This is a genomic window from Rhizobium sp. BT04, assembly GCF_030053135.1.
GTDB lineage: Bacteria > Pseudomonadota > Alphaproteobacteria > Rhizobiales > Rhizobiaceae > Rhizobium > Rhizobium binxianense.
Genome location: NZ_CP125653.1, coordinates 439,651 through 454,781, shown reverse-complemented (window position 1 = coordinate 454,781; position 15,131 = coordinate 439,651). Strand labels below are relative to the sequence as shown.

20 protein-coding genes and 1 pseudogene are annotated in these 15,131 nt (G+C 62.4%); 7 read left to right on the top strand and 14 right to left on the bottom strand.

All coding sequences use genetic code 11. From position 1 onward, the window contains the following. Window positions 1–199 precede the first annotated feature (199 nt). The 4 genes from QMO82_RS33305 to QMO82_RS33290 all read right to left on the bottom strand — a co-directional run bounded on the left by QMO82_RS33305 (window position 200) and on the right by QMO82_RS33290 (window position 2,845). Complete coding sequence (locus QMO82_RS33305) at window positions 200–1,102, bottom strand: NADP-dependent oxidoreductase (RefSeq protein ID WP_183608912.1); 903 nt, start codon at window positions 1,100–1,102, stop codon at window positions 200–202. 89 nt (window positions 1,103–1,191) lie between these two features. Continuing rightward, window positions 1,192–1,590 (bottom strand): DoxX family protein, encoded by a 399-nt coding sequence (locus QMO82_RS33300; RefSeq protein WP_097616478.1) that lies wholly within the window; start codon window positions 1,588–1,590, stop codon window positions 1,192–1,194. A gap of 29 nt (window positions 1,591–1,619) precedes the next feature. After that, window positions 1,620–2,000, bottom strand: a complete 381-nt coding sequence (locus QMO82_RS33295; protein ID WP_097616479.1) for a glutathione S-transferase N-terminal domain-containing protein — start codon at window positions 1,998–2,000, stop codon at window positions 1,620–1,622. Next, window positions 1,997–2,845: a class III extradiol ring-cleavage dioxygenase gene (locus QMO82_RS33290; protein WP_097616480.1), complete on the bottom strand. Its 849-nt coding sequence runs from the start codon at window positions 2,843–2,845 to the stop codon at window positions 1,997–1,999. The genes QMO82_RS33295 and QMO82_RS33290 overlap by 4 nt, the downstream gene beginning before the upstream one ends. A 136-nt stretch (window positions 2,846–2,981) precedes the next feature. Between QMO82_RS33290 and QMO82_RS33285 the strand changes: the two genes are divergently transcribed. After that, a complete protein-coding gene (locus QMO82_RS33285; protein WP_183608911.1) occupies window positions 2,982–3,881 on the top strand; it encodes a LysR family transcriptional regulator in 900 nt (299 codons plus the stop codon). A gap of 423 nt (window positions 3,882–4,304) precedes the next feature. Here QMO82_RS33285 and QMO82_RS33280 read toward each other — a convergent pair whose 3' ends face one another. Continuing rightward, complete coding sequence (locus QMO82_RS33280) at window positions 4,305–4,487, bottom strand: hypothetical protein (protein WP_097616482.1); 183 nt, start codon at window positions 4,485–4,487, stop codon at window positions 4,305–4,307. Window positions 4,488–4,556: 69 nt separating this feature from the next. Here QMO82_RS33280 and QMO82_RS33275 point away from each other — a divergent pair, with 69 nt between their 5' ends. Then, the gene (locus tag QMO82_RS33275) at window positions 4,557–5,198 is read left to right on the top strand and encodes an alpha/beta family hydrolase (protein WP_183608910.1); all 642 of its coding nucleotides are present in this window, start codon (window positions 4,557–4,559) and stop codon (window positions 5,196–5,198) included. 23 nt (window positions 5,199–5,221) lie between these two features. On the opposite strand, the gene QMO82_RS33270 is transcribed toward QMO82_RS33275, so the two are convergent. The 3 genes from QMO82_RS33270 to pcaQ all read right to left on the bottom strand — a co-directional run bounded on the left by QMO82_RS33270 (window position 5,222) and on the right by pcaQ (window position 7,398). Then, window positions 5,222–5,893, bottom strand: a complete 672-nt coding sequence (locus QMO82_RS33270; protein WP_183608909.1) for an RES family NAD+ phosphorylase — start codon at window positions 5,891–5,893, stop codon at window positions 5,222–5,224. Then, window positions 5,890–6,411, bottom strand: coding sequence for an MbcA/ParS/Xre antitoxin family protein (locus QMO82_RS33265; RefSeq protein ID WP_183608908.1), 522 nt, complete (start codon window positions 6,409–6,411; stop codon window positions 5,890–5,892). Before QMO82_RS33265 ends, QMO82_RS33270 begins: the two co-directional genes overlap by 4 nt. 69 nt (window positions 6,412–6,480) lie before the next feature. Continuing rightward, window positions 6,481–7,398, bottom strand: a complete 918-nt coding sequence (pcaQ, locus tag QMO82_RS33260; RefSeq protein ID WP_183608907.1) for a pca operon transcription factor PcaQ — start codon at window positions 7,396–7,398, stop codon at window positions 6,481–6,483. A gap of 95 nt (window positions 7,399–7,493) precedes the next feature. On the opposite strand from pcaQ, the gene pcaD reads away from it, so the two are divergent. The 5 genes from pcaD (at window position 7,494) to QMO82_RS33235 (ending at window position 11,326) form a co-directional block, all read left to right on the top strand. Next, window positions 7,494–8,303 carry a 3-oxoadipate enol-lactonase gene (pcaD, locus tag QMO82_RS33255; RefSeq protein ID WP_183608906.1) on the top strand — a complete coding sequence of 270 codons (810 nt, stop codon included), beginning with the start codon at window positions 7,494–7,496 and terminating at the stop codon, window positions 8,301–8,303. Next, window positions 8,300–8,701 carry a 4-carboxymuconolactone decarboxylase gene (gene pcaC, locus QMO82_RS33250; RefSeq protein WP_183608905.1) on the top strand — a complete coding sequence of 134 codons (402 nt, stop codon included), beginning with the start codon at window positions 8,300–8,302 and terminating at the stop codon, window positions 8,699–8,701. Before pcaD ends, pcaC begins: the two co-directional genes overlap by 4 nt. Before the next feature lie 9 nt (window positions 8,702–8,710). Further along, a complete protein-coding gene (pcaH, locus tag QMO82_RS33245; protein WP_097616489.1) occupies window positions 8,711–9,460 on the top strand; it encodes a protocatechuate 3,4-dioxygenase subunit beta in 750 nt (249 codons plus the stop codon). 2 nt (window positions 9,461–9,462) lie between these two features. Then, window positions 9,463–10,074, top strand: a complete 612-nt coding sequence (gene pcaG / locus QMO82_RS33240) for a protocatechuate 3,4-dioxygenase subunit alpha (protein ID WP_183608904.1) — start codon at window positions 9,463–9,465, stop codon at window positions 10,072–10,074. 205 nt (window positions 10,075–10,279) lie between these two features. Then, window positions 10,280–11,326, top strand: coding sequence for a 3-carboxy-cis,cis-muconate cycloisomerase (locus QMO82_RS33235; protein WP_183608903.1), 1,047 nt, complete (start codon window positions 10,280–10,282; stop codon window positions 11,324–11,326). Between the two features lie 56 nt (window positions 11,327–11,382). Here QMO82_RS33235 and QMO82_RS33230 read toward each other — a convergent pair whose 3' ends face one another. From QMO82_RS33230 to QMO82_RS33205, 6 genes and pseudogenes are all read right to left on the bottom strand, one after another. After that, window positions 11,383–12,213, bottom strand: a complete 831-nt coding sequence (locus tag QMO82_RS33230) for a shikimate dehydrogenase (protein ID WP_183608902.1) — start codon at window positions 12,211–12,213, stop codon at window positions 11,383–11,385. Continuing rightward, window positions 12,210–12,341 (bottom strand): annotated as a pseudogene (locus tag QMO82_RS33225) (gfo/Idh/MocA family oxidoreductase); the annotation flags it as partial. The pseudogene QMO82_RS33225 and the gene QMO82_RS33230, both read right to left, overlap by 4 nt. Before the next feature lie 91 nt (window positions 12,342–12,432). Then, window positions 12,433–13,197: an amino acid ABC transporter ATP-binding protein gene (locus QMO82_RS33220; protein ID WP_272784226.1), complete on the bottom strand. Its 765-nt coding sequence runs from the start codon at window positions 13,195–13,197 to the stop codon at window positions 12,433–12,435. A gap of 55 nt (window positions 13,198–13,252) precedes the next feature. Then, a complete protein-coding gene (locus QMO82_RS33215) occupies window positions 13,253–13,894 on the bottom strand; it encodes an amino acid ABC transporter permease (protein ID WP_183608900.1) in 642 nt (213 codons plus the stop codon). A 10-nt stretch (window positions 13,895–13,904) separates the two neighbouring features. Continuing rightward, window positions 13,905–14,573 carry an amino acid ABC transporter permease gene (locus tag QMO82_RS33210; RefSeq protein WP_097616496.1) on the bottom strand — a complete coding sequence of 223 codons (669 nt, stop codon included), beginning with the start codon at window positions 14,571–14,573 and terminating at the stop codon, window positions 13,905–13,907. Continuing rightward, complete coding sequence (locus QMO82_RS33205) at window positions 14,570–15,019, bottom strand: type II 3-dehydroquinate dehydratase (RefSeq protein WP_183608899.1); 450 nt, start codon at window positions 15,017–15,019, stop codon at window positions 14,570–14,572. The genes QMO82_RS33210 and QMO82_RS33205 overlap by 4 nt, the downstream gene beginning before the upstream one ends. Between the last annotated feature and the right edge of the window lie 112 nt (window positions 15,020–15,131).

Sequence of the window (15,131 nt, the reverse complement as noted above, 5' to 3'; positions counted from 1 at the left end):
CGTGCCGAAGCCGCAAAGGGAATTCTAGCACATCGTTGGCATGACGATCGGAGGATGCAAAAATCGACAGCGGCGGTACGCAAAATCCGCCTTTGGGGAGCAACGGAACAGAAAACTGCATAAGCGGACGGCAGCACCGGCATGAAGAACCTCATGCCGGTGCTGTCGTCCGTGTGACGCCTGGCCGCGTCTTTGTCTCTCAGTGTTTGAGAACGACCTTCCCCGGAGCACCTGCCGCAACCGCGCTCTGGGCAAGGCCGATCTGCTCCAGCGTGAAGGTGTGTGAAATCGGGATTACCAATTCACCGCTGGCGGCGGATGCCAGAACGGCGTCGAGCATGGTCGCGTCGGTGCGATGGTAGAGTTCGCGGATGATAATCCGGCTTCCGGCATTGGCGCCGTCCGGCACCGGAACGATGCTTGCAACCGTGCCACCGTCGCGGACGTGAGTGATGAGGTTGCCGGCAACCGGCCCGGCCGTGCTGATCGCATAGTCGAAGCTCGGGCTTGCGGCGGGAACCGTGATGTCGAGCGCCTCGCCCGCCAGCTCCCGGCCTTCGTTCAGCCGCTCGGGCCGGACCCCGGCAACCGGCTTTGCGCCGACCTGCTTGAGGTATTGGATGGCGGACCGTCCGACCGTGCCGAGACCGCCGGAAACGAGAACCCGGTCGCCAGCCTTGACGCCGAGCGCTTCGACGGTCTGCCGGCCGGCCAGACCTGCCTTGACCAGCGAGGCGCCCTGCTCGAAGCTGAGGGCAGCGGGCAGCCTTGCGATCGATGTGGCGGGAACGACACCATACTCTGCATGGGCGCCTTTGCCGTTTGCGGCAAAATCGGCGACAACCCGGTCGCCGACCGCAAAACCGGTCACGCCTTCGCCGAGTGCCGAGATGGTGCCGGCGGCGTCACCGCCGAGCACTGCCGGCAGCGGAAGCGGAATATACTGGGCCATGAAGCCCTGGCGGAGGATGAGATCGAAAGGATTGACGGCGGATGCCGCGATGTTGATCAGGACTTCGCCCGGTCCGGGCTTCGGTGCCGGAAGATCCGCGATTTCGAACTGATCGACATCACCGTAGGATTTGAGAAGTGCCGCTTGCATTGCAGGTCTCCAGAATTTTCGTCTCGTTTGTGCCTGTGCCCGGCTGCCGCTCGACAGCCAGGCATGGGCGATTTCCGGATGGTGCCGTCTCAGGCCGTGGCGGAACGCCGCGCATTGTCGAGCGTCCAGGCTCCGCCGCCGGCAAAGGCGATGTAGAGGAAGATGAAGCAGAACAGGATGGCGGGCTCGCCCATGTTCAGCGAGGGCCAGAAACCATACGGCGTGTGGCCCATGAAATAGGCGGCAGCCATTTCGCCCGAAGCGATGAATGCCGCGATGCGCGTTTGAAATCCGACGAGCATCAGAGCTGAGGTGATCACTTCGATCGCTCCTGCTACCAGCAGGATGGCGGGCAGCGGATAGGGTACCCCTTGAATCGGACCCGGAAACTGCAGAAACTTCATGGTCGCGTGTTCGAGGAAGAGTAAGGCCGTTATGATGCGCAGAAGTGCAAGGACGTACGGCGTCCATTTGCCGGTATTGATCATCGAGTTTCTCCAAAGAGGTTGATGGGAGATCAGGCGGCGGAGGCCGCCTTCTTGAGTTCCTGGTTTTCTTTCCAGAGCTTCATCGACATGGCGAAGACACCATCGACATAGTTCCGGTAAACCGTCATGCCTGCCGGATCGCGGCCGGCCTTCGCCGCGAAAAATGCAACGATATCATCGGATTCAGCAATGTAGCGGCCGGGCTCGAGCTGCGCCGAGGGAAAGCTCACCTTGTCGAGATGCGGCGAAAGCTCCGCCCGGATCTTCTCCTCCTGCTCGGTTCCAGGAGTGAAGTCGCGGCTTTCCACGTCCGAGGCCAGCCCCGATTCCAGAAGAAAGAGGCGAACCTTGAGACAGAAGGGGCAGTTTTCCTTGAGGTAGACGATCGGCTTGAAGGTTTCGCTGGTCATTGCGCGTCTCCATGTGATTGAGGGGTTGAGGGGACGCGGCCGAAACGGAAGCTCGATGCGGTAACCCCGCCGGCGAAGTCCTTCTGGTGATAGGTGGTGGCACCGGCTTCGTTCTCGGCGGCGCCGACCACCACCATCAGCGGAATGAGGTGGTCTTCGCGCGGATGCGCCGCCCGGGCAGCCGGCGCCTGCTGCCACTCGATCAGCCGCTCGGTGCGCTTGTCGGAGGGCGCGTGGACCAGCGTTTCCTGAAGCCAGGCGTCGAAGCGGCGGGACGGCTCGTATCCGCCCGTGCCGCGCATGGCCGAAAGGTTGTGATAACTGAGACCGCTGCCGATGATCAGCACGCCCTCGTCACGCAAGGGCGCCAGCGCCCGGCCGACCCTGATGTGCAGCGCCGGATCGTAACCCGCATCCAGCGAAAGCTGCACGACAGGAATGTTCTCTTCCGGATAGAGCGGCTTCATGATGCTGAACGTGCCGTGATCATAACCGCGCGTCGGATCAAGCGCCGCTTCGATGCCGCCCGTGCGAAGCAGCTGCTGCACGCGGTTTGCCAGATCAGGCGAACCCGGGGCATTGTAGGTGATGTGATAGAGGTGTTCCGGAAAGCCATGATAGTCGTAGACCATGCCGGGCTTGACGCCCGACGATATGGCAAAACCCTCCTCTTCCCAGTGACCCGAGACGACGAGGATCGCCTTCGGCGCGCCGCCGAGTTCGGCGCGCATGTCGACCAGCGACTGTTCGAGCACGTCGAAGTTGCGGCGGAATTCGCCGGTCATGTAGGGCCAGGGGCCACCGCCATGGCTGATGAAATAGGTCGGGAGTCGAGAGTCTGTCACAGCAATCGTCCTTTCGCATCATTGCCGCGAGCGTCGGCGGGCTTCGATGGGTGTTGTTGCGGAAGACTTTGATTTTTCTCCATCATTGATCAATGTGGCGGATATTGAAGAACTGTTTCCTGGATGTTGATGATCGATGGACACGTTGACGAGCCTGCGGGTGTTCTGCACCGTCGCCGAACTGAAAAGCTTCACCTCTGCCGCCGACCGCCTTGGCGTTTCGCCGGCCATGGCGAGCAAGCATGTGATGCGGCTCGAGAACCGGCTGGGGACACGGCTGCTCAACCGAACCAGCCGCCATGTCAGCCTGACGGAGACGGGGCGGCTTTATTTCAACCAGACCAGGGAGATGCTCGAACGGCTGGACGAGGTGGAAGACGCCATCGGCAATGTCACGGTGGCTCCCCGTGGTACCTTGAAATTGAGTGCGCCGGTTTGGGCGGCAACCGGCTGTTTTACCGACATGCTGGCAGCCTATAACCGGCGCTACCCCGACGTCTGCCTGGACTTGGATCTCAGCGGCCGGCTGGTGAATCTGGTTGACGAAGGTTTCGATCTTGCGCTGCGGGCAACGTCGGAAGACCGGCTCGATCCGGGCCTCGTCGCCCGCCCGCTGACGAATGTCCAGTTCCGTCTCATGGGTTCGCCTGACTATCTCGAGCGAACCGGGCGCCCGCAGAACGTCGCCGAACTCAACGGCCACGCACTGCTTCGCTACTCCGGCGTCAACTTCGGGGAAAGCATGTCGCTGGAAGGTCCGGACGGACCACACAAGATCACCTTCCGCACCGTGATGCTGAGCGACAATGAGACAATTATGCATCTGGCGGCCCTGCGGGGGATGGGCCTCGCCTTCCTGCCAAAATGGATGGCCGAGCAGGATATCGAAGCCGGCCGGCTGGAGATCGTACTTCCGGCCATTCTGCTCGGCTTCAACAGCACACTTTACGCCGTATATCCGAGCCGCAAATATCTCTCGGCCAAGGTCCGCACCTTCATCGATTTTCTGACGGTGAGCACGCGGGAGATGGGATGATCTTCGCTCTCATTGGAACCGGACGCCATTCTTGCTGCAGGCACGGCAGCGGCGAGAAAAAATCCCACTTCGGAATCCCGAAATTCCCCCGCTTCGGGATTCCGAAATTCGCCGCCTTTTCAGCACCGTCGCCGCAGGGAAATATGCAATGATTCCAACGATGCAGCCAATTTCGGGATTCCGAAGTGCTATATAGACTATGGAGGGAATTGCCAGCTATCGCCCCCAACACGAACCCGAGGTCGTGGTCCACCCGATGTCCGAAAAGCAAAAAGGGCGCTCGACCCTTGCGGGGAGCGCCCTTATCCTGTCGGACAGCGAACAGTTCGACGACGTCGATACCGCGCGCATCCATTTTTCAGGCAGGGCCGGTATATGTACCTTTTGTGAGGCGGTTTCAAGGGCGGTTCTCCACATCAGCCGCTAAAAGGCTACGCCGGTCACGGGATTGACCACCGGCCGCTCACTTTTGTCCTTGACGCCTTCAGGCTGCACGGCCGGCGTCGCCATGGATTCTGCGTCAGCCGGCTCCGGCTTTTCCGGAACGGTTCCGACATCTTTGGGGCGGCGCTGTTCGGGCTTTACGTTTTCATCATTCGTCGACATTGTCCGTCTCCTTTCGAGGAAAAGTCACGGGCGCCGACATGGTTCCGATGACGGGATGGAGGATTGCCGATGTCTGACAGGTTTCTGCTTCAAGGCCCCCATGATGCACGCTTCACCCTCCTTCTTGCGCATGGCGCCGGCGCGCCGATGGACTCGGCATCGATGACATCAGCGGCTGAGGCGCTCGCCGGCGTCGGTTTCCGTGTCGCACGCTTTGAATTCGCCTACATGGCGGCGCGGCGCACGGCGGAGGGTCGCAAGCCGCCGCCGCGCGCCGAAACGCTCAATCCCGAATACGAGGCGGCGATTGCAGAACTCGGCGCCAGCGGCCCGCTGATCATCGGCGGCAAGTCGATGGGCGGCCGGGTCGCCAGCATGATCGCCGACGATCTCCATCGTCAGGGGAAGGTCGCCGGCCTGCTCTGCCTCGGCTATCCCTTTCATCCCCCCGGCGAGCCGAAGAAACTCCGCACCGCCCATCTCACCGGGCTCGCGACATCGGCGCTGATCTGCCAGGGTACCCGCGACGAATTCGGCACGCGGGACGAGGTGCCGGGTTATGATCTCTCCGACCGGATCGAGATCCTCTGGCTGGAGGACGGCGACCACGACCTCAAGCCGCGCAAGACGATCTCCGGCTTCTCCGCCGCCGATCACCTCGCCACGATGGCGAAGACGGCAAAGGCGTGGGCCGAGCGGCTGCAGGTTTAGGCATCACCTCGCGACTGTCGCCATCAGGCCGCAAGCTTCCTGACATCGATGCGCCGGTCGGTGGCGAAAACGGTAATTTCGAAGTGATCGGCCTGCACCACGTCGCGAATGTTCTTCGGCCGGTGCGCGGCGATGTTGACGCCGCCTCGCAGCCGGACACTGTCATAGAGGATGCCGGCACCGCCGCTCGAGCGCAGCTGTTCGCCCAGCACCTGCGACGCCGCATAGCTGGTGCCGTCATAGACATCGGGCCGCAGCGTCTGTTCGCCGCGAATGTCGAGGTAATCGCCGATCAGCGTGGCCGAATAGCTTCGATAGGTCCGTGCCATCGTCGCCACCCCGCGCGCCAAAGTCTCGCGCCGGAGGTGGTGGCCGACCTCGGCGGCGGCTGTCTTCAGATTGTCGGCGGCATACCAGGCGCCGAGATCGGGGCCGTTGAAGCGCATGCCGCCGGGGGCGACATGCAGGAAAGCCGCCATGACAATGCTGGCGTTCGGCATGCCGTAAACCCATTCATCCCTGGGAAGCCGTTGGATGCGGTCGGCGACGAGACGGTCATTGGTCCAGCCGACGAGCTCCATTACGGCTTCGAGATCGGCCGCCCTCGCCACCGTGTCGAAAAGCCCGATCGGCGGAAATTGTGACGGGATGAGCCGGCAGGACGGACGCGGCGCTTGGGCATAACGGTCGCTCACCGGACGACGATGTCCGCATCTTCGTAAGGCGCGAAGGCTTCATCGAGCCTGTTCGGCTGCATGTAGACGCCGCCTCGGGCGCCATCGAGAAACCGGCGGACGGTCATCAACCCGTCCTGGGTTCCGTTCGTCACCACGTCAAGCGGCGGATGTCCGCCGAAAACCGGCGCCTGATGCGGCATGCGCAGCCAGGTGACGCCGGCGCGTTCATCGGCAAAAAGCACGCCGAGTGCCTGATGGATGCCGAGCACGGCCGAGATCCGGGTCAGCGTATCGACATCAAGGGTGAAAGCACCGTGCTCGCGCGCCTGCTTGGCCCAATTGTGGTAGGTCGACCTGGAGGGATAGCCGAGTATCAGCAGCCGCTGTTCTTCCGTCAGCCCCCAAAGATCGGCGATCGCCAGGAAGGTCCGCAAGGCCGGTGCGCTGAGCCTCTTGCGGTTTGCCGGGGCAAAGCGCTCCATGTCCAGCCGCTGTGGCCCCTGGTCTTCCCGATCCCTGTGTCGTGCGTGCTGCATAACAGCGTCCTGTCTTGAACTAGACATAGTCCAAATCTGGGCAATCATCAAGCGAATTTAAAGAGCCGGTCAGGAAAGCTCCGCTGCCGCCTCGCGGATCGTCTGCATCAGGATCGATTGCGGCACCGACGGCACGGCATCAGCGCGCATCGTCAACCCGACCGGCCCCCTGGTTTCGCCGGTATCGACCGGCAGCAGCGCCAGCCGCCCGTCGGCGACATCGTCGGCCACCACGCCGTTGGAAATAATCCAGATCGCATCGCTTGCCCTGAGGAAGGCGCGGCCGAAAGAATCCGACACCGTCTCGATCTGGTTCGGCAGGCTCGCGACGCCGTTGGCGATGAGGAAATTTTCAACCACCGGCCGGATGATCGAACCCCGGGTTGGCATCAGCACCGTGTAGTCGCCGAAACCTGAAAACAGCGATCGCCGGCCGTCGAGCAGCGGATGGCCGGCGCGCACGGCAAACACCACCTGCTCGGAATAGAGATGTTCGAAGGAAAAGCCCGCCATCTTTTCGGCGCCTGCCAGGCGGCCGACGACGAGGTCCAGATCGCCGACACGAAGTTGCTCCAGGAGCACGGCATTCTCGCCGGTGACGATCTTCACCCGGCTCCAGGTCCGCTCCTTGAGGAAGAGTTCCATCGCTCGCGACATGATCCGCGACGACACCGTCGGCAGCGCGCCGATCCGGATCGGCGGCGCATCGGAAAACTGCTCCTGCGAGACGGAATCGAGACCCTGGCGCAGCGCCGTCAGCGCCGCTCCGGCATGGCGCAGGAAGACCTCGCCGTAGCGGGTGATCTTGATGCCGCGGCCGTCGCGTTCGAAGACGGCAACACCCAGCGCCTGTTCCAGCTCGCGGATCGTCTTCGTCACCGCCGGCTGGCTGACATGCAGCAATTCGGCCGCCTTCATGACGCTCTTCTGCCGCGCCACCTCGACAAAGGTCTGCAGATGACGAAACTTGACGCGGCTGTCGATCATCGTTCGCATAACTCCGAGGTTATCGAAAAGCCTAAAAATATCATTTTACTTAACCGGATCAACCATTCAATTTCGCCATTCAGGAGGAGAGTGACGTGCAATTCGCCCAGATAAACGACGTGACGATCCATTATCAGGTTATCGGTGCGCCTGCCGACAGGCCGGTGATCGTCTTTACCAATTCGCTCGGAACGGATTTCCGCATCTGGCGCGATGTCGTGGTGCGGCTTGCCGGCGACTTCGCCATCGTGCTTTACGACAAGCGCGGCCACGGCCTGTCCGATGTCGGCCAGCTCCCCTCATCGATCGAGGACCATGCGACGGATCTCGCCGGCCTGCTCGATCTCTTGTCGGTTAAGAATGCCGTCATCTCAGGCCTCTCCGTCGGCGGCCTGATCGCCCAGTCGCTTTATCAGCGGCGGCCGGATCTGGTCAGCGCGCTGATCCTTTGCGACACCGCCCACAAGATCGGCACGGCGGAGAGCTGGAACGCCCGCATCGCCGCCGTCGAGAAAGATGGTATCGGCAGCATCGTCGACGCCATCATGGAGCGCTGGTTCACGCCGGCCTTCCGCAGGCCCGAAAACACCGCCTATTCCGGCTATTGCAACATGCTGACGCGCCAGCCCGTCGAGGGTTATATCGCCGCCTGTGCCGCGATCCGCGACGCCGATTTCACCGAGCTGGCAAAGACGATCGCAGTGCCGACGATCTGCATCGTCGGCGACCAGGACGGCTCGACGCCGCCCGATCTCGTGCTCTCCACGGCGCGGCTTATCCCTGGCGCCCGTTACGAAGTCATCCCCGATTGCGCCCACATCCCCTGCGTCGAGCAGCCGGAGGCGTTGACGGCGATCATCCGCGCCTTCCTCACATCCTTTCCGCCTGGAGAAAACAGCCCATGAATGAGACCGCCGCCTCCGAGCGCTATCGGCAGGGCATGGCGACCCGCCGCGCCGTGCTCGGCGACGCCCATGTCGACCGCGCCGCAATAGCAACGACCGAGTTCGACCGCCCCTTCCAGGAGCTGATCACCGAAGCCGCCTGGGGTCATGTCTGGTCGCGCCCGGCGCTGACGAAGCGCGAGCGCTCGATCGTCACCATTGCCCTGCTCGCGGCTCTCGGCCAGGACGACGAGGTCGCCATGCATGTGCGCGCCACCGCCAATACCGGGGCAAGCCGCGAGGATATTTGCGAGGCGCTGCTGCATGTGGCGATCTATGCCGGCGTTCCCGCCGCCAATCATGCGATCAAGATTGCCAAGCAGGCCTTTGCACAAATGGACGCCGAAAAGGCGGCCTGAGGGAGAGACATGTCCGAACGACCCAACCAAAAGCCCGAGACCGGCGCCTTCTTCGGCCGCGACCGTGCCTGGCATGCGCCGGCGCTGACCCCTGGCTACAAGACCTCCGTGCTGCGCGCGCCGCAGCGCGCGCTGCTGTCGCTCGACGGCACGATCTCAGAAACGACAGGCCCGGTCTTCGGCCATTCGATGATCGGCGAGCTCGATAACGACCTGATCCTGAACTACGCGCAGCCCGGCGAAAGCGCCATCGGCGAGCGCATCATCGTCCACGGCCGCGTGCTCGACGAGCGCGCCAAGCCGGTAGCCGGCGCCCTGGTCGAATTCTGGCAGGCCAATGCCGGCGGCCGCTACCGCCACAAGAAGGAAACCTATCTCGCGGCGATCGACCCGAATTTCGGCGGCTGCGGCCGCGCCATCACCGACGAGGAAGGCCGTTACCATTTCCGCACCGTCCGCCCCGGCGCCTACCCTTGGCCGAACGGCGTCAACGACTGGCGCCCTGCCCATATCCATTTCTCGATCTTCGGCCACGGCTTTGCCCAGCGCCTGATCACCCAGATGTATTTCGAGGGCGATCCGATGATTTGGAAATGTCCGATCGTCGGCACCATCCCCGATAAGGCGGCGATCGAGCAACTGATCGCGCCGCTCGACTGGGGCAATACCATTCCGATGGATTCACGCGCCTATAAATTCGATATCGTGCTGCGCGGCCGCCGCTCAACGATGTTCGAAAACAGGCTGGAGGGCAACTGACCATGCAGCAGCTCGGCTATCTCAAGGAAACCCCGTCGCAGACGGCGGGCCCCTATGTCCACATCGGCCTGACGCCGAATTTCTGCGACATAGCGGGCGTCTACGGCACCGATCTCGGCATCGAGATGGTCAATGACAAGACGCTCGGCGAACGCATCACCGTCACCGGCCGGATCTTCGACGGCGCCGGCGCATTGGTGCGCGATGCCGTTATCGAGATCTGGCAGGCCGACAGCGCCGGCCTCTACAACAGCCCGTCGGAAATGCGCGGCGCCGCCGACCCGAACTTTACCGGCTGGGGCCGCTGCCCGACCCGCGCCGAGGACGGCGTCTACAGCTTCGAGACCATCAAGCCCGGCCGCGTTCCCTTCAAGGACGGCCACAGACAAGCCCCGCACATCACCGTCTGGATCGTCGCCCGCGGCATCAATATCGGCCTGCATACGCGCATGTATTTCCCGGAGGAGACGGAGGCCAACGCTAGCGACCCGCTGCTGTCGCGCATCGAACATCGCGAACGCGTCGCAACGATGGTCGCCACCCGCGACGGCGCGACCTGCCATTTCGACATTCATCTGCAAGGCCCCAAGGAGACGGTGTTTCTGGATATTTGAGAGTGCGCGGGCTACGTTCGGATAACTCGGCGCAAGCAGCCCGCTCACCCTGCCCTCGAGGGTTCCGAAGGACGGGTCGAGACCGGCGGCTCGACCCCTGGGGTACGACAGCCGGATAAGCAGCCGCTCCAAGAGGATTTTGATTTTTCGTGAATTGCGGAAATGCTCTATCTCTTTGTTTCCATGCACTCCGGACGAGAAACCCATGACCGCTTCGCCCTTCGACCATCCCTTCCTCTCCGGCCTGCTCGGCGATGATGAAATCGCGCCCTACTTCTCCGCCGGGGCCGATATCCGCGCCATGCTCTCCTTCGAGGCGGCACTCGCAAAGGCCGAAGCGGCGCATGACCTCGTCCCGGGGGACGCCGCAAGGCACATCGCCGACACCTGCACCGCCTTCTCCCCCGATGAGTCGGCTCTTCGATCGGCAACGGCAAGGGATGGCGTCGTCGTTCCCGACCTCATCAGGCAGCTGCGCATTGCAGTCGGCGAGGACGCGGCCAAGAGCCTGCATCTCGGCGCCACCAGCCAGGATGTGATCGACACCAGCCTGATGATCCGCCTGAGGGCCATCACCTTCCTGTTTGCCGGCCGGCTTTCCGCTATTGCCGCAGTTCTCGATGGGCTCGACCGCCAGTTCGGCCAAAACCGGCTGATGGGCCATACCCGCATGCAGGCGGCGATCCCGATCAGCGTCGGCGACCGTCTCGACGCGTGGCGCGCGCCGCTTGCGACCTATCGCGACCGCCTGACCGAACAGAGTTTTCCCGTCCAGTTCGGTGGGGCGGCCGGCACGCTGGACAAGCTCGGCACGCAAGGCCCCGCAATCCGCGCCTCGCTCGCTAGGGAACTCGGCCTCACCGACACAGCTCAATGGCAGAGCAACCGTCTGCCCATCGCCGATATCGCCGGCCTGTTCGCTTCGATCTCCGGCAGCCTCGGCAAGATCGGCCAGGACATCGCCCTGCTCGCTCAGGCCGGCGACGAGATCGAAATCTCAGGCGGCGGCACCTCGTCGGCGATGGCCCACAAGCAGAACCCGGTTGCCGCCGAGGCCCTCATCTCGCTTGCCCGCTTCAACGCCACTGTTCTGTCGGGCATCCACCAATCCCTCGTCCATGAACAGGAACGCTCCGGTGCGGCCTGGACGCTCGAATGGCTGCTGCTGCCGCAGATGACGATGGCAACCGCCGCCAGCCTGCGGCTGGCGAAGGAATTGACAGCGAATATCAGGCGGCTCGGAGCCGCCTGAAGCGTCGCAATCTTTCAGATCCGCTCCGGGCGCTTTTACTTCGGGCGATACGAGCATTACCCGAGCTTGGCGATTGCACGCAAATTGTCGGCCGTCGTTGTCGGGAATTCGAAGAATTCGAGATAGGCCGGGATTTGTTCGAACAACATATCCGTGCCGACTTGAAAGGCGCAGCCCCGAGCCCGCACGGCTTCGAGAAAAGGGGTGATCTCCCTGCTCATCACGACTTCGCCGACAAAGGTCGATGGGGAAATGCGCTCGACGTCGATGGGCAGAGGATCGTTCCGCCGCATGCCAAGCGGTGTGGCGTTGACGACAATGTCGAAACCGGCCGGATCGACAGAGCCGATCGTGACCTTCAGCTGCGGATAATATGTCTTCAGCCGGTCGAGCAGCGCGGTCGCGGTCGTCGCATTGGCGTCGAAGATCGCCAGATGGGCTACACCAGCCTGCGCCAGCGACGCGGCGATCGCCGAGCCGACACCGCCGGCACCAACGACGAGCGCGTGAGCGCCTTCGACCTTCTTGCCCTTGCGCAGAACGCCGCGAACGAAGCCCTCGCCGTCGAACATATCGCCGATCAGCCTGCCGTCCGAACCGAGACGCACCGCATTGCACGAACCCGCGACTTTGGCGTTGGTCGATGCTTGGTCGAGCAGCGCCATCGTCGAAATCTTGTGCGGCATCGTGATCAGCGCGCCGTGAATATTGGAGAGCCGGAAACAAAGCTTCAAGAAGGCGGGATAATCCTCCGGCCTGCAGCCCATCGGCACGACGACCGCGTCAATCCCGGTCTCTTCGAAATACGGATTGTAGATCAGAGGCGCCTTGAAGGACTCGGTGGGATAGCCGAGATGGGCGATGAGTTTGGTCGTCCCGGTGATCATGTGGCTAGACTTTCAGAGAGGTGGATCATCTTCCCCGCACTTGCAGATCTCTTCATCGCTTCGACGACCCTGAGGGTGGCGAGACCCTCTCGCCCGCTGACGAGAGGCGTGGCATCGCGTCTGCCGATCAGGCCGGCTCCCATGACTGCAATTTCCAGCGGCTTCATGATCGGCTCCGATAATGGGCGAGATTTGATGGTTGATCGGCGTTGAAACGGCTTACTTCCGCAGGATTTCTCCGAGAAATTTTCGGGTTCGCTCGTGCCGTGGGTTGGTGAAGAATTCGGCAGGCGGGGCTTCTTCGACGATCGCGCCGCTGGCCATGAAGATCACCCGGTCGGCGACTTGGCGGGCAAAGCCCATTTCGTGGGTGACGCAGATCATCGTCATGCCCTCATCGGCCAGCGCGATCATCGTATCCAGCACCTCCTTGACCATCTCCGGGTCGAGCGCCGACGTCGGTTCGTCGAACAGCATCACTTTCGGCCGCATGCAGAGCGCCCGGGCAATGGCGACGCGCTGCTGCTGGCCGCCGGAAAGTTGGACCGGGTATTTGTCGGCCTGCTCCTGGATCTTGACCCGCTCGAGCAGCCCGCGGGCGCGTTCCTCGGCTTCCGCCCTGCCGACGCCGATCGCCTTCATCGGCGCCAACATGCAGTTCTGCAGCACGGTCAGATGCGGAAACAGATTGAACTGCTGGAAGACCATGCCGACCTCGCGGCGGATCGCATCGATGGTCTTGGCCTGGTCGCTCAGAACGATGCCGCCGACCCGGATTTCCCCTTTCTGATAAGTCTCGAGATGGTTGATACAGCGAATGAGCGTCGACTTGCCGCTGCCGGAAGGGCCACATAGGACGATCCTTTCGCCGCTGCGAACCGTCATGTTGATGTCGTGAAGGGCTTGAAACGAGCCGTACCACTTTTCCACCTGCGCCATGGTGATCATGGGGTCTCCGGCTCGGGCAGAAATGGGACTGGTCATCGGTGGAACTCCAGGATTGGCGGCCAAGGCCGCATCGAAGAACAAGGGATGCGGATCAGCGCGCAGAGGCGGCGAACTTTCGCTCGAGGCGCGCACCGAGAATCGTCAGCGGGCAGCACATCAGGAAATACAGAATGCCGACGATGCCGAAGACCGTCAGCGGCTGGAAGATCTGATTGGAGATGATGTTGCCGGCCCGCGTCAGCTCGGTGAAGCCGACGATCGACGCCAGCGAGGTGCCTTTGATCAATTGCACGAGGAAACCGACCGTGGCCGGCAGCGAGATGCGCAGCGCCTGCGGCAGGATGACGTCCTTCATGCGGGAGATGTAACGGAGGCTCAACGCCTTTGCTGCTTCCGTCTGGCCGCGCGGGACCGCTTCGATCGATCCGCGCCAGATTTCGCCGAGATAGGCGCTGGCATGCAGCGTCAGTCCGATGGCGACGGCCACCCAGGCATCGAGCATCAAGCCCACCAAAGCGAGGCCGTAATAGACGACGAAAAGCTGCATCAGAAGCGGCGTTCCCTGGAAGACGGCGATGTAGCCTGATGTCACGCGTTCCAGCAGCGGATTGCCGGAGACGCGGGCAAGAGCGACGCCGAGACCGGCAATACAGCCGCAGACAAAGCCGACGGCGGACAGGACCACCGTCCATTTCAGGCCGATCAGGAGGAAAACGAACTCATCGTGACCCATGGAATTCCTCCTACTTGACCGGATATTTGAAGTAGCGGGCCGAAAACAGCGCAAACAGGCGCATCATCAGCCAGGAAATCACGAAATAAAAAACCGTGACCGTGAAGTAGACCTCGAAACTGCGGAAGCTCTCCGATTCGATCCGCTGGGAAACCGAGGTCAGCTCATAGGCCGAGATCGCCGATGCAATGCTGGTGGTCAGCGTCAACAGCACGAACTGGCTGGTCAGAGACGGATAGATCGCCCGCAATGCCGGCTTGAGGATGATCAGCCGGAAGACCTGCGCCTTGTGCAGGCCAAGGGCGAGGCCCGCTTCCATCTGCCCCTTCGGGATCGACTGGACGCCGCCGCGAATGATCTCGATGGCGTAGGCGCCGCCATTGATGCCGAGCGCGATGATCGCCGTCGGCGTTGGATCGAGCCTGATGCCGGTGAGCGGAAGCGCGAAGTAGATGAAGAAGATCTGGACGAGAAACGGCGTGTTGCGGATCAACTCGACAAAGGCGATGACCAGCCAGCGCGCCGGCTTGAATGCGGAGTCACGCAGGGCAACCCCGCCAATTCCGATGACGATCGCCAGCAGCATCCCGCAAATGGCAAGTAAGAATGTCCCGAGACAGCCGAGCAGGAGGCTCGGCAGCCCATCTATGACCGGGGTGAAATCCAACTTGTAGTTCATGCCTTCGCTGCTCCCACCATGCCGGCCATTGCTTCTATGGCGAGTTCATAACCGCGGGGGCCGAAGCCGATCATGATGGCGGTGGCGACGCGCGAGACGAGGGATTTGTGATAGATCTCCTCGCGGGCATGCACGTTGGAAATATGCAGCTCGATCTTCGGCGGATCGAAGGTTTTCAGCGCATCGAGAAGAGCGATCGAGGTGAAGGTATAGCCGGCCGGATTGATGATGATGCCGCAGGCCGCTTTGCGGGCCTGATGCACACTTTCCACCAGCTCGCCCTCGAAATTGGTCTGGCGGAAGTCGATGGCAAAGCCAAGGCTCTCCGCCTTTGCGAGGCAATTGTCCCTGATATCGGCCAGCGTCGCCGAGCCGTAGATGGCGGGCTCGCGCTCACCGAGCAGGTTGAGGTTCGGTCCGTTGAGCACAAAGATGGTTCTGGTCATGTCGCGCACCTCAAACGGGCGTAGCCTTAAGCATAGCGATTGCGTTGACGGGCATCGGCATGCCCGTCTTGTTCGGCGAGACGCTCACGCCCCTCCCGACGTCATCCTCGGG

Bases quoted from the DNA above. Each gene is read 5' to 3' on its own strand.
- pcaG (WP_183608904.1), top strand. From the start codon at position 9,463: ATGCAGCAGCTCGGCTATCTCAAGGAAACCCCGTCGCAGACGGCGGGC.
- QMO82_RS33265 (WP_183608908.1), bottom strand. From the start codon at position 6,411: ATGCAGCACGCACGACACAGGGATCGGGAAGACCAGGGGCCACAGCGG.
- QMO82_RS33230 (WP_183608902.1), bottom strand. From the start codon at position 12,213: ATGATCACCGGGACGACCAAACTCATCGCCCATCTCGGCTATCCCACC.
- pcaQ (WP_183608907.1), bottom strand. From the start codon at position 7,398: ATGATCGACAGCCGCGTCAAGTTTCGTCATCTGCAGACCTTTGTCGAG.
- QMO82_RS33300 (WP_097616478.1), bottom strand. From the start codon at position 1,590: ATGATCAATACCGGCAAATGGACGCCGTACGTCCTTGCACTTCTGCGC.
- QMO82_RS33215 (WP_183608900.1), bottom strand. From the start codon at position 13,894: ATGGGTCACGATGAGTTCGTTTTCCTCCTGATCGGCCTGAAATGGACG.
- QMO82_RS33305 (WP_183608912.1), bottom strand. From the start codon at position 1,102: ATGCAAGCGGCACTTCTCAAATCCTACGGTGATGTCGATCAGTTCGAA.
- QMO82_RS33275 (WP_183608910.1), top strand. From the start codon at position 4,557: ATGTCTGACAGGTTTCTGCTTCAAGGCCCCCATGATGCACGCTTCACC.
- QMO82_RS33280 (WP_097616482.1), bottom strand. From the start codon at position 4,487: ATGTCGACGAATGATGAAAACGTAAAGCCCGAACAGCGCCGCCCCAAA.
- QMO82_RS33235 (WP_183608903.1), top strand. From the start codon at position 10,280: ATGACCGCTTCGCCCTTCGACCATCCCTTCCTCTCCGGCCTGCTCGGC.
- QMO82_RS33220 (WP_272784226.1), bottom strand. From the start codon at position 13,197: ATGACCAGTCCCATTTCTGCCCGAGCCGGAGACCCCATGATCACCATG.
- QMO82_RS33205 (WP_183608899.1), bottom strand. From the start codon at position 15,019: ATGACCAGAACCATCTTTGTGCTCAACGGACCGAACCTCAACCTGCTC.
- QMO82_RS33295 (WP_097616479.1), bottom strand. From the start codon at position 2,000: ATGACCAGCGAAACCTTCAAGCCGATCGTCTACCTCAAGGAAAACTGC.
- pcaH (WP_097616489.1), top strand. From the start codon at position 8,711: ATGTCCGAACGACCCAACCAAAAGCCCGAGACCGGCGCCTTCTTCGGC.
- QMO82_RS33210 (WP_097616496.1), bottom strand. From the start codon at position 14,573: ATGAACTACAAGTTGGATTTCACCCCGGTCATAGATGGGCTGCCGAGC.
- pcaC (WP_183608905.1), top strand. From the start codon at position 8,300: ATGAATGAGACCGCCGCCTCCGAGCGCTATCGGCAGGGCATGGCGACC.
- QMO82_RS33285 (WP_183608911.1), top strand. From the start codon at position 2,982: ATGGACACGTTGACGAGCCTGCGGGTGTTCTGCACCGTCGCCGAACTG.